This is a genomic window from Pseudomonas sp. MF09150 (genome assembly GCF_059862355.1).
Window position 1 is genome coordinate 170,424 of the sequence record NZ_JCBCUS010000003.1, and the last position, 12,394, is coordinate 182,817.

The window sequence follows — 12,394 nt, forward strand, 5'->3', positions numbered from 1 at the left end:
GCGGCAAGCTACAAGCCGCAAGAAGTGTGCATACCGCTGTTACTTGTCGCTTGAAACTTGCCGCTGCCCTTAAAGCACTACCGTGCGGTTGGCGTTCAAGAACACCCGTCTTTCGATGTGATAGCCCACTGCGCGGGCCAGGGTCAGGCCTTCGATGTCGCGCCCCTTGGCGATCAGGTCCTCGGGATAATGGCTGTGGTCCACCACTTCCACGCCCTGAGCGATGATCGGGCCTTCGTCCAGGTCGTTATTGATGTAATGCGCCGTGGCGCCCACCAGCTTCACGCCTTTGTTGTAGGCCTGGTGGTACGGCTTGGCGCCCTTGAAACCGGGCAGCAACGAGTGGTGGATATTGATCGCCTTGCCGTCGAGCTTGCGGCACAGCTCCGGCGACAGCACTTGCATGTAGCGCGCAAGGATCACCAGCTCGGCGCCCGACTCTTCTATCACCTGCCACACCTGGCGCTCCTGGGACGGTTTGTCGTTAGGGTCGAGGGGGAAATGGTAGTAGGGAATCTGGTGCCAGTCGGCCAAAGGTTTCAAATCGGGGTGATTGGACACCACCGCCACCACGTCCATCGACAGTTGGCCGATGCGCTGGCGGTAGAGCAGGTCGTTGAGGCAGTGATCGGCCTTGGAGACCATGATCACCACTTTGGGCCGGTAATTGGGCGCGGTCAGTTCGAAGACCATGCCGAAGGCCTCGCCCCTGGCGGCCAGGCCGGCGCGAAACCCCTGCTCGTCAAAGGACTCGGGCTGGCGAAATTCAACGCGAATAAAAAAACGGCCCGAAAGCCGGTCATCGAAGGAGTGGTGCTCGGTGACGTAGCAACCCTGCTCGAACAGAAAGCGGGTCACCGCGTCCACCGTGCCGAGCACACTGGGGCAATCGGCGGTCAAAATCCATGTGTCTGGGACGCGGCTCATCGTTGACGACTCCTGAGTAAAGAAAAAACTGGTCGTGGACCGGGCGCCCCCTGCGGCGGGGGCGCCTGCCACCACGGCGCAGCATTCAGGCCTGGACGCTCAAGCCGTACTCGGCGGCGGCATCCTGCAGCCACAACCACCAGTAATCGGAGAAGCTGCGGCGGATCAGCAGTTCCCAGGTGTCTTCAGCGGTATGGCGGATCACCAACTGCGACTTGGCGAACACCGTGCCGACCGCCTTGCCCACCGGGAAGCTGTCCGGGTGCACGTCGTAGCTGGTGGACTTCATCAGCACCTGGCGCACATTGGGCCCCGACAACTCGAGGATCTGCTGGCCGCCGCTGACGTTGACGATCTGGATATGCAACTCGCCCAGGGCTTCGCGCAGGCTCTTTTCCGCGGCGAACTCTTCACCACCAGGCACGATCAGCAGCCACTCATCCGGGCCGAGCCATTGCAGGCTGGTTTCACCCTTGACGATCACCGCCAGGGCGCCGGGCAATTCGATGCCCAGGGCCTTGTGCACGCCGGCAGCAAAGGCCGGGTCATGGCCATCGCCACGAATCGTCAGGTGGCCCAGGAGTTTCTTTTCGCGCACGGTCACGCCGGCATTCTTGCGGCCCTTGCCCACAAGGCTGGCGAGGTCGGCGTGATGCAGCGACGACTCGGCCTTGGCCCCGGTGGTCGGGCGTTGCTGGTAAACATTGGCAGCGGTCATATGGAGCACCTGTGTTGAATTCTGTTGGAGCCTTGCCCGGCGAACCGGGCAAGGCTCACGGCTACACGTTCTGGCGATCGCCCTTGGGGTCGAAGAACACCGAAGACACGATTTCCGCCTCGATCACGCGACCATCGGCCAGGGGCGCGAAGACCCGCTCGCCCAGGCGCTTGAGGCCGCCCTTGACCACACCCAGGGCAAACGAATACCCCAGGGAGTTGTGGGCGTAGCTGGAGGTGACGTGGCCGACCATGCTCATCGGGATCGCCTGCTTGGTGTTGAACACCAGTTGCGCGCCCTCCGGCAGCCATTGGGTCGGATCGATCGGCTTGAGGCCCACCAGTTGCTTGCGCTGATCGCGCACGCAGTCTTCACGGTTCATCCCGCGCCAGCCGATCCACGAGAACGGCTTGGTCCGCCCCACGCACCAGCCCATGTTCAGGTCGTCCGGGGTCATGGAGCCGTCGGTGTCCTGGCCGACAATGATGAAGCCCTTCTCGGCCCGCAGCACGTGCATGGTCTCGGTGCCGTAGGGGGTCAGGTTGTAGGCCTTGCCGGCCTCGACGATTTTCTCCAGCACGCCCATGGCGTAGTCGGCCTGGACGTTGACTTCGTACGACAGCTCGCCGGTGAACGAGATACGGAACACCCGCGCCGGCACACCGCCGACCAGGCCTTCCTTCCAGGTCATGAACGGGAAGGCTTCGTTGCCCAGGTCAATGTCGGTGACCTGGCTCAGCAGCTTGCGGCTGTTGGGCCCGGACAGGGTCATGGTCGCCCAGTGGTCGGTGACCGAGGTGAAGTACACCTTGAGCTCCGGCCATTCGGTCTGCTGGTAGATCTCCAGCCACTGCAACACGCGCGCCGCGCCGCCGGTGGTGGTGGTCATCAGGAAGTGGTTGTCGGCCAGGCAGGCGGTCACGCCGTCGTCGAAGACCATGCCGTCTTCCTTGCACATCAGGCCGTAGCGCGCCTTGCCCACATCGAGCTTGGTCCAGGCGTTGGTATAGATGCGGTTGAGAAACTCGCGGGCGTCCGGGCCCTGGATGTCGATCTTGCCCAGGGTCGAGGCGTCCAGCAGGCCGACGCTGTCGCGCACGGCCAGGCATTCGCGCTTGACGGCGGCGTGCAGGTCTTCGCCGTTTTTCGGGAAGTACCAGGGGCGCTTCCACTGCCCGACGTCTTCGAACTCGGCGCCGTTTTTCAGGTGCCAGTGATGCAGCGCGGTAAAGCGTACCGGCTCGAAAATGTGCCCGCAGTGCCGACCCGCCACAGCACCGAAGGTCACCGGCGTGTAGTTGGGACGGAACATGGTGGTGCCCATCTGCGGAATGCTGACGTTCAGCGAGCGCGCGGCAATCGCCAGGCCGTTGACGTTGCCGAGCTTGCCCTGGTCGGTGCCAAAACCGAGAGCGGTGTAGCGCTTGACGTGCTCCACCGACTCGAAGCCTTCGCGGGTGGCCAGTTCGATGGCGGCGGCGGTGACGTCGTTTTGCAGGTCGACAAATTGCTTGGGCGCCCGCGAGGTGCCTTTTTCATGGGGCACCTGGAACAGCGCCAGGGTCGCTTCTTCGAGACGGGTCAGGGTTTTGGGCAACACCCCTTCCACGGTCTTGAACCCGGCTTCGCTGGCGGCGCGCACGCCCCCTTCAAAACCGTCGGCCAGGGAATCGCCCAGGCCGTAGACGCCATTGATGCCACCGACGCACACGCGCTTTTGCGGTGCTTCGCCGGGTACGAAACCCAGGATGTCTTCACGCCAGGTCGGCTTGCCGCCCAAGTGCGAGGCCAGGTGCACCACCGGGCTGTAGCCACCGGAGCTGGCGATCAGGTCGCAATCGAGCCACTCGCCGGGGCTGGTCACGGTGTGCGCCTTGACATCAATTGCCGCCACTCGCGCGGCCGTCACGTGCTTGCTGCCACGGGCTTCGATCACCGCACTGCCGGTGAGGATGCGAATGCCCTTGGCCCGGGCCTCTTCCACCAGCGCGCCGCGCGGGTTGCTGCGGGCGTCGGCGATGGCCACCACCTGCAGGCTGGCGTCGAGCCAGTCCAGGGCCACGCGGTAGGCATGGTCGTTATTGGTGCTCAGCACCAGTTTCTTGCCCGGGGCCACGCCGTAACGGCGAACGTAGGTCGACACCGCGCCGGCCAGCATATTGCCCGGCACGTCGTTATTGCCGTAGACCAGCGGCCGCTCGCACGCGCCAGTGGCCAGCACCACGCGCTTGGCGCGCACACGGTGGATACGCTGGCGCACCTGGCCGATGGGCGCGCGATCACCGAGGTGGTCGGTGAGGCGCTCGTGAATGGTCAGGAAATTATGGTCGTGGTAGCCATTGACCGTGGCCCGTGGCAACAGCAGCACATCCGGCAGCGCCTTGAGTTCGGCGATCACCGTGGCCACCCAATCCACTGCGGGCTTGCCGTCCAGGCTTTCGCGGCTGTCGAGCAGGCTGCCGCCGAATTCTTCCTGTTCGTCCGCCAGGATCACCCGCGCCCCGCTGCGCGCCGCGGCCAGGGCTGCGGCCAGGCCGGCAGGGCCGGCGCCGACGATCAGCACGTCGCAGTGCTGGTTCATGTAGTCGTAGCTGTCCGGGTCGTTCTCGGTCGGCGAGCGGCCCAGGCCGGCAGCCTTGCGGATGTACTTCTCGTAGGTCATCCAGAACGATTGCGGGTACATGAAGGTTTTGTAGTAGAAGCCCGGCGGCATCAGCTTGCCGCCGACCTTGCCGAGAATCCCCATCATGTCGTTGTTGACGCTGGGCCAGCCGTTGGTGCTGGTGGCGACCAGGCCCTGGTACAGCGCCTGTTGCGTGGCGCGCACGTTAGGGATTTGCGTAGCTTCGGTGGCGCCGATCTGCAGCACCGCGTTCGGCTCTTCGGCACCGGCGGCGAAGATGCCCCGTGGCCGCGAATACTTGAAGCTGCGACCGATGATGTCCACGCCATTGGCCAGCAGCGCGGCGGCCAGGGTATCGCCTTCAAAGCCTTTGTAGGTCTGGCCGTTGAAGGTGAAGCTGAGGACTTTGTTGCGGTCGATGCGGCCACCGTTGGACAGCCGATTGGTCTGGCTCATACCTTCTCTCCAGCAGCCTTGGCGGTGAATTGCGGCTTGGTGCCGATCTTGTAGGTTTCAAGAATTTCGTAGGTCAGGGTGTCGCGGGTGGCGTTGAAATACTGGCGGCAACCGGCGGCGTGAATCCACAGTTCGTGGTGCAGGCCACGGGGGTTGTCGCGAAAGAACATGTAGTCGCCCCACTCGGCGTCGGTGCAGGCGTTGGGGTCCAGCGGACGCGGGATGTGGGCCTGGCCCGATGAGTGGAATTCCTCTTCGGAGCGCAGCTCGCCGCAATGAGGACAGAAGATATGCAACATAGGGATTTCTCCTGTTAGTGGGCGACGGCCGCGGCGCCGTGTTCATCGATCAGCGCACCGTTGTGGAAACGGTCGATGGAGAAAGGCGCAGCCAGCGGGTGCATTTCACCCTTGGCCAGGCTCGCGGCAAACACGTTGCCGGAGCCCGGGGTGGCCTTGAAGCCACCGGTGCCCCAACCGCAGTTGAAGAACATGTTCGGCACCGGGGTCTTGGAGATGATCGGGCAAGCATCCGGCGTGGTGTCGACGATGCCGCCCCATTGGCGGTTCATGCGCACCCGGGACAAGACCGGGAACATCTCGACGATGGCCTGGATGGTGTGCTCGATCACCGGGTACGAGCCGCGCTGGCCGTAGCCGACCCAGCCGTCGATGCCGGCGCCGATCACCAGGTCGCCCTTGTCGGACTGGCTGATGTAACCGTGCACGGCGTTGGACATGATCACGCTGTCGATGATTGGCTTGATCGGTTCCGACACCAGGGCTTGCAGCGGGTGGGACTCGATCGGCAGGCGAAAGCCCGCGAGCTTGGCCATGTGCCCGGAGTTACCGGCGGTGACCACGCCGACACGCTTGGCGCCGATAAAACCCTTGTTGGTTTCGACGCCGATGCACACGCCGTTTTCCTTGCGAAAACCGATGACTTCAGTCTGCTGGATCAAGTCCACGCCCAGGGCATCCGCTGCCCGGGCAAAACCCCAGGCCACCGCGTCGTGCCGAGCCACGCCGCCACGGCGCTGGACGGTAGCGCCGAGTACCGGGTAGCGGGTGTTTTTCGAGCAGTCGAGGTACGGAATCTCGTCTGCCACCTGCTGGGTGTTGAGCAGTTCGCCGTCCACGCCGTTGAGGCGGTTGGCGCTGACCCGGCGCTCGGAATCACGGATGTCCTGCAGGGTGTGGCACAGGTTGTAGACGCCGCGCTGGGAGAACATGACGTTGTAGTTGAGGTCCTGGGACAGGCCTTCCCAGAGTTTCATCGCGTGCTCGTAGAGGTGCGCCGACTCGTCCCACAGGTAGTTGGAGCGCACGATGGTGGTGTTGCGCGCCGTGTTGCCGCCGCCCAGCCAGCCCTTTTCAACCACCGCGACGTTGGTGATGCCGTGCTCCTTGGCCAGGTAGTAGGCAGTGGCGAGGCCATGCCCGCCGCCGCCGACGATGACCACGTCATAGACCTTTTTCGGGGTCGGCGTGCGCCACATGCGCTGCCAGTTTTCATGGTGGCTGAGGGAGTGCTTGAAGAGGCCGAAGCCCGAGTAGCGTTGCATAGTCATTACTCCAAAACGGCGCTCAGCGATAAACCGGGAAATCAGCGCACAAGGCCGCGACCTGGCGGGCAACATTGGCCTCGACATCGGCATCGCCGAGGTGGTCGAGGATGTCGCAGATCCAGCCGGCCAGCTCAGTGCATTGGCTGACCTTGAAGCCGCGGGTGGTGACCGCCGGGGTGCCGATACGCAGGCCGGAGGTGACAAACGGCGACTGCGGGTCGTTGGGCACGGCGTTCTTGTTCACGGTGATATGGGCCCGGCCCAGGGCGGCATCGGCTTCCTTGCCGGTCAGGCCCTGGCGAATCAGGCTGACCAGGAACAGGTGGTTATCGGTACCGCCGGACACTACATCGTAGCCACGTTTGATAAACACGCCGGCCATGGCCTGGGCGTTGTCGATCACTTGTTGCTGATAGGTCTTGAAGCCGGGCTCCAGGGCTTCCTTGAAGCACACCGCCTTGCCGGCGATCACGTGCATCAACGGGCCGCCCTGGCCGCCGGGGAATACCGCAGCGTTGAATTTCTTTTCCAACTCTTCGTTGGCCTTGGCCAGGATCAGGCCGCCACGGGGACCGCGCAGGGTCTTGTGGGTGGTGGTGGTGACCACATCGGCGTACGGCAGCGGGTTCGGGTACAGGCCGGCAGCAACCAGACCGGCGACGTGGGCCATGTCGACGAACAGGTAGGCCCCGACCTTGTCGGCGATCTGCCGGAAGCGTGGGAAATCCAGGGTCTTGGAGTAGGCGGAGAAGCCGGCAATGATCATTTTCGGCTGGTGCTCGACCGCCAGGCGCTCCACTTCGTCGTAGTCGATCAGGCCGGTGTCGGTGTCGATGCCGTACTGCACGGCGTTGTAGAGCTTGCCGGAAAAACTGACCTTGGCGCCGTGGGTCAAGTGTCCGCCGTGGGCCAGGCTCATGCCGAGCACGGTGTCACCGGCCTGCAACAGGGCGAGGAACACCGCGGCGTTGGCCTGGCTCCCGGAGTGCGGCTGGACGTTGGCGTAATCGGCGCCAAACAGCTGCTTGGCGCGCTCGATGGCCAGGGCCTCGACCTTGTCCACGTGCTCGCAGCCGCCGTAGTAGCGCTTGCCCGGGTAGCCTTCGGCGTATTTGTTGGTCAGGCCGCTGCCCTGGGCCTGCATGACGCGCTTGCTGGTGTAGTTTTCCGACGCGATCAGTTCGATATGGTCTTCCTGACGCTGCTCCTCGGCATTCATCGCCGCCAGCAGCGCATCGTCATAACCCTGGATCTGGTCTTGCTTGCTGAACATCGCGTCTCTCCCAGCGGCGGCGGTGCGCCTTTCGTCTCGGTGAGGCCTGCCTCACGACAGTGCCCTTTGGATGCGATGGTAGGGCCGGCGCTGCCCGGCCAAATGCCTATGGACGCCACGCAAAGGTGCGTTTACGACATGGGCCCACCCGCCCCTGTAGCCGCTGTCGCCAGGCTCGGTCTGCGTTCGGATGTTGGCAGGAACTGGCGCCGAGGATCTGCCGGAAGAGTCGCGGCGCAGCATAGGGCCAGCGCAGCCTGACGGCAGCGGCTACAGCGCTTGGCGCAACGCCAGCAACAGCAGGAAGTGCCCGGGATACAGCAGGTAGGCCCAACGCCGCATCGGCGGCACGGAATGCGGGTGTACGCCGCGCAACAGGCCGATGCCCAGCAACGGCGCCAGCAGGCAGCTGACAATGCCCAGGCTCGCCGCCTGATTGCCCAGCAGCGCCGCCGGGAACAGGGTCTGCCATTGATTGGCTGCCAGGCACACAAGCCCGGGCAACAGGCTCCAGTACCAGGGCCGGCCAATCACCAGCAGCAACGCCAGGGGCAACAGCACGCCAAACACACCGAACATCAGTCGCTCGGAGAACAGTCCCGCCAGCGCCAAAGCCGCCACCCCCAAGTACAACGCCGTCCCCCGGCGTTGCTGCCAGCCGCGGGCCACCAACAGCCCCAAGGCCAGGGTCGGCAGTACGTTCAAGGTGTCGGGGTCGGGGATAAACAAGCGGTAAGGAATCTCGCTGACCAGGCTGAACACCAGCAACCATCCCAGATACCGCCACTGCCCGGTCACCTCGCCCCGGACCACGCCAACCCGCGCCAGATTGGCCGCCATCGCCAGGCAAAACCAGGGGAACGCAAGGCGCCCGGGCACATAGAGAACATCCACCTGCCAGCCCACATAGCGCAGGTGGTCGAGCACCATGCTCAGCAGCGCCAGCCACTTGAGCAGGTCCAGGGCACCGTCACGTCGGCCGGCAGGTGTGATCAGCGTGGGCCCAGGCATAAATCTCCATGCAATGTGCATTTTTCATGCATAAACAGAACGTGTGCACCCTCGCCAATCTTGGGTAAAGTGCCCACCACCAGGCGCTCGATAGTGCGGCGCCCTCTACGCAATGTGTGTTTCAACCGATCTTCAGTGCAGCACTCCTTACCCAGGAACGCCTTACCCGAGGCCCTTTACCCAAGGCGCCTCATTACGGACACCTATCACGGAAGCAGGCTATGACCGACAAGAGCCAACAATTCGCCAGCGACAACTATTCCGGTATCTGCCCTGAAGCCTGGGCCGCCATGGAACAGGCCAATCACGGCCATGAACGTGCTTACGGCGATGACCAATGGACCGCACGGGCCTCGGATCATTTCCGCAAACTGTTTGAAACCGACTGCGAGGTGTTCTTCGCCTTCAACGGCACCGCCGCCAACTCCCTGGCCCTGTCGTCGCTGTGCCAGAGTTACCACAGCGTGATCTGCTCGGAAACCGCCCACGTCGAAACCGACGAATGCGGCGCTCCGGAATTTTTCTCCAACGGTTCCAAGCTGCTGATTGCCGGCACTGAAAACGGCAAGCTGAGCCCGGAATCGATCCGCGAAATCGCCCTCAAGCGCCAGGACATTCACTACCCGAAACCACGGGTGGTCACCCTGACCCAGGCCACTGAAGTCGGCAGCGTCTACACCCCGGAAGAAATCCGCGCCATCAGCGCCACCTGCAAGGAACTGGGGCTGAACCTGCACATGGACGGCGCGCGCTTCTCCAACGCCTGCGCCTTCCTCGGCTGCTCGCCGGCCGACCTGACCTGGAAAGCCGGGGTCGACGTGCTGTGCTTTGGTGGCACCAAGAACGGCATGGCGGTGGGCGAGGCGATCCTGTTCTTCAACCACAAGCTGGCCGAAGACTTCGACTATCGCTGCAAACAGGCAGGGCAACTGGCCTCGAAAATGCGCTTCCTCTCGGCGCCCTGGGTCGGCCTGCTGGAAAACGACGCCTGGCTCAAATACGCCCGCCACGCCAACCACTGCGCGCAGCTGCTGGCCAACCTGGTGGCCGACATCCCGGGGGTGGAACTGATGTTCCCGGTGCAGGCCAACGGCGTGTTCCTGCAACTCTCGGAACCGGCCATCGCCGCGCTGACGGCCAAGGGCTGGCGCTTCTACACCTTCATCGGCAAGGGCGGCGCACGCTTCATGTGCTCCTGGGACACCGAAGAAGAGCGCGTGCGCGAACTGGCGGCAGATATCCGCACGGTAATGAGCGCCTGATACAACGCCGGACGTGGCGAGGGAGCTTGCTCCCGCTGGGGCGCGTAGCGGCCCCAATGGCGGCCCCCCCCATTTCTCCAGGAAGATCGCGAGCTCTGCGTTTACGGCCGCCGCGCGACCGAGCGGGAGCAAGCTCCCTCGCCACAGGGGGCAAGCTCCCTCGCTCTGCAATCAGTTCACAGATTCGTGAACTGATTATTTGCCGCCGCTGATTCAACATCCCCGGCAGATCCCGGACACTTCAAGGTCGACCTATAAAAACAAGGCAGCGACCCCATGACGAGCCTGGCCTCGGCTTCCGACAAAGCCCCTGCGTCAACCCTCAAGATCGAAACCCGCTCCATCGACTACGTCCCCCGCAACGAGCGGCACGGCAAAGTCTGGCACCAGGGCCCCTTCTGGTTCACCGGCAACTTCGTCCTCACCACCATGGTCACCGGCTTCACCGGGGCCGCCCTCGGCTTGAGCCTGCACTACGCGATCCTGGCGATTGTCATCGGCGTGTGCCTGGGCACCTTCTGCATGGCCTTTCACGCCAACCAGGGTCCGCGCATGGGTTTGCCGCAGATGATTCAGTCCCGGGCGCAATTTGGCCTGCGCGGCGCCATCGTGCCGTTTATCGCAGTGGTGTTTGTCTACATCGGCTTCAACGTGTTCAACGTGATTCTCGCCACCGACGCCATCAACACCGTGCTGCCCGGCGCCCGCGCGCCCTGGTACACGCTGATGATCATCCTCGCGGTGATCATTGCGGTGATCGGCCACGACCTGCTGCACACCGTGCAGCGCTGGCTGACCTACGTGATGATCAGCGTGTTCGCGGTGCTGACCATCAGCGCCCTGATGACCCTGCAGGCCGACGCCGCCGTGGCCAACGCGCACTTTTCCTGGTCGGCGTTCCTGATCCAGCTGTCGGCCGCCGCCGGTTACCAGATCAGCTACTCGGTGTACGTCTCCGACTACTCGCGCTACCTGCCGCACAAGACGCCGTCGCGCCAGGTGATTTTCTGGACGTACCTCGGCGCTGCCGGTTCGGCGCTGTGGCTGATGTCCCTGGGGGCATTCCTGGCGTCCGCCCTGCCCTCGCCGGACGCCATCGGCAGCGTGCGTGAAGTCGGCAACCAGGTGATTCCGGGCTTCGGCACCTTTACCGTGTTGATCGCGGTGCCGGCGCTGATCGGCATCATGGCGGTCAACTGCTACGGCGCCATGCTCACCGGCATCAGTGCCATCGACGGCTTCCTGCAGATCAAACCCAACCTCAAGAGCCGGGTGGTGGGGATCTCGCTGGTGGCGGTGGTGATCTTCCTGATCGCCCTGAATATCCCCGAGAGCTACCTGGGCAGCTTCAACACCTTCGTGCTGCTGATGCTGTATTTCCTGGTGCCCTGGACCGCGGTCAACCTCGCCGATTTTTATGTGGTGCGCAAAGGGCGCTACGCCATCGGCGATATCTTCAACCCGGCCGGGATCTACGGCCAATGGTCCAGTGCCGGCCTGGTGGCGTACTTCCTCGGTCTGCTGGCGATGGTGCCGTTCATGTCCCTGAGTTTTTACCAGGGGCCGGTTTCCCGGGCCCTTGAAGGTGCCGACATTGCCTTTGTGATCGGTCTAGCCGTGGCCGGGGTGGCCTATTGGGCGATGACCCGGCGGCTTGATCTGGCTGCCGAGCAGCGGGCCATTGCCGCCAGCGAGCACCTGCTGGAGGGCCCGAGCGCATGAACCCGGTACACACCCTGAAAGTCGCCTGCCAGCAACTGGCGCCGCGTGTCGGCGAGCTGGCCCATAACCGCGAGCTCAGCGCCGCCGCCATCCGCCAGGCCGCGGCCCAGGGCGCCCAGGTGGTGGTGCTGCCGGAGCTGATGCAAAGCGGCTACGTGTTCCACGACCTGGCGGAAGCCCTGGCACTGGCGGAAACCCTCGACGGCCCGGCCCTGAGCCTGTGGAAAAGCCTGGCCGAAGAACTGCAGGTGGTGATTGTCGCCGGCTTCTGCGAGCGCCTGACAGAAGACCAGGTGGCCAACAGTGCGGTGCTGATCGAGCCCGAAGGCAACCTGACGGTGTACCGCAAGGCCCACCTGTGGGATCGGGAAAACCTGATCTTCACCCCTGGCAATGAACCGCCGCCGGTGGTGGCGACACGCTTCGGGCCGATTGCGCTGATGATCTGCTACGACCTGGAGTTTCCCGAATGGGTGCGCCTGCCGGCCCTGGCCGGGGCCGCCCTGCTCTGCGCCCCGGTGAACTGGCCGGACGGCCCGCGCCCGGTGGGCGAGCGGCCGGGGGAAATGGTTCGGGTACAGGCCAATGCGGCGGTCAACCGGATGTTTATTGCCGCCTGCGATCGCAGCGGCGAGGAGCGCGGGGTGAATTGGGTCGGCGGTTCGACCATCGTCGATGCCGACGGCTACCCCCTGGCGGGCAAAAACCGCCACACCGGGGAGCAACTGCTGCTGGCCGACCTGCCCCTGGCCGAGGCCTGGCACAAGTCCATCAGTGAACATAACCATGTGCACCTGGATCGGCGCCCGAGCTTGTATTAAACCTCTGCGTGGCG

10 protein-coding genes are annotated in these 12,394 nt (G+C 64.1%); 3 read left to right on the forward strand and 7 right to left on the reverse strand.

From position 1 onward, the window contains the following. Nucleotides 1-69: 69 nt before the first annotated feature. The 7 genes from purU to AC19YX_RS13675 form a co-directional block, all read right to left on the reverse strand. Nucleotides 70-927, reverse strand: coding sequence for a formyltetrahydrofolate deformylase (gene purU / locus AC19YX_RS13645; protein WP_020295383.1), 858 nt, complete (start codon nucleotides 925-927; stop codon nucleotides 70-72). Nucleotides 928-1,012: 85 nt separating this feature from the next. After that, on the reverse strand, nucleotides 1,013-1,645 hold the full coding sequence (locus tag AC19YX_RS13650) for a sarcosine oxidase subunit gamma (RefSeq protein WP_078472801.1): 633 nt from the start codon (nucleotides 1,643-1,645) through the stop codon (nucleotides 1,013-1,015). A gap of 61 nt (nucleotides 1,646-1,706) precedes the next feature. Continuing rightward, a complete protein-coding gene (locus AC19YX_RS13655) occupies nucleotides 1,707-4,724 on the reverse strand; it encodes a sarcosine oxidase subunit alpha (protein WP_500606457.1) in 3,018 nt (1,005 codons plus the stop codon). Continuing rightward, the gene (locus tag AC19YX_RS13660) at nucleotides 4,721-5,023 is read right to left on the reverse strand and encodes a sarcosine oxidase subunit delta (RefSeq protein WP_020295380.1); all 303 of its coding nucleotides are present in this window, start codon (nucleotides 5,021-5,023) and stop codon (nucleotides 4,721-4,723) included. The genes AC19YX_RS13655 and AC19YX_RS13660 overlap by 4 nt, the downstream gene beginning before the upstream one ends. Nucleotides 5,024-5,037: 14 nt before the next feature. Further along, a complete protein-coding gene (locus tag AC19YX_RS13665; RefSeq protein ID WP_078472799.1) occupies nucleotides 5,038-6,288 on the reverse strand; it encodes a sarcosine oxidase subunit beta family protein in 1,251 nt (416 codons plus the stop codon). A gap of 22 nt (nucleotides 6,289-6,310) precedes the next feature. Next, entirely contained in the window at nucleotides 6,311-7,564 is a 1,254-nt protein-coding gene (glyA, locus tag AC19YX_RS13670) for a serine hydroxymethyltransferase (RefSeq protein ID WP_020295378.1), read from the reverse strand. A 270-nt stretch (nucleotides 7,565-7,834) separates the two neighbouring features. Beyond that, entirely contained in the window at nucleotides 7,835-8,575 is a 741-nt protein-coding gene (locus AC19YX_RS13675; protein WP_201128335.1) for a TraX family protein, read from the reverse strand. Between the two features lie 221 nt (nucleotides 8,576-8,796). Between AC19YX_RS13675 and AC19YX_RS13680 the strand changes: the two genes are divergently transcribed. From AC19YX_RS13680 to AC19YX_RS13690, 3 genes are all read left to right on the forward strand, one after another. Next, on the forward strand, nucleotides 8,797-9,837 hold the full coding sequence (locus tag AC19YX_RS13680; RefSeq protein WP_078472797.1) for a threonine aldolase family protein: 1,041 nt from the start codon (nucleotides 8,797-8,799) through the stop codon (nucleotides 9,835-9,837). A 276-nt stretch (nucleotides 9,838-10,113) separates the two neighbouring features. Then, entirely contained in the window at nucleotides 10,114-11,559 is a 1,446-nt protein-coding gene (locus AC19YX_RS13685; protein WP_201128337.1) for a purine-cytosine permease family protein, read from the forward strand. Then, a complete protein-coding gene (locus AC19YX_RS13690; protein WP_421549569.1) occupies nucleotides 11,556-12,380 on the forward strand; it encodes a nitrilase-related carbon-nitrogen hydrolase in 825 nt (274 codons plus the stop codon). Before AC19YX_RS13685 ends, AC19YX_RS13690 begins: the two co-directional genes overlap by 4 nt. The last annotated feature ends 14 nt before the right edge of the window (nucleotides 12,381-12,394 follow it).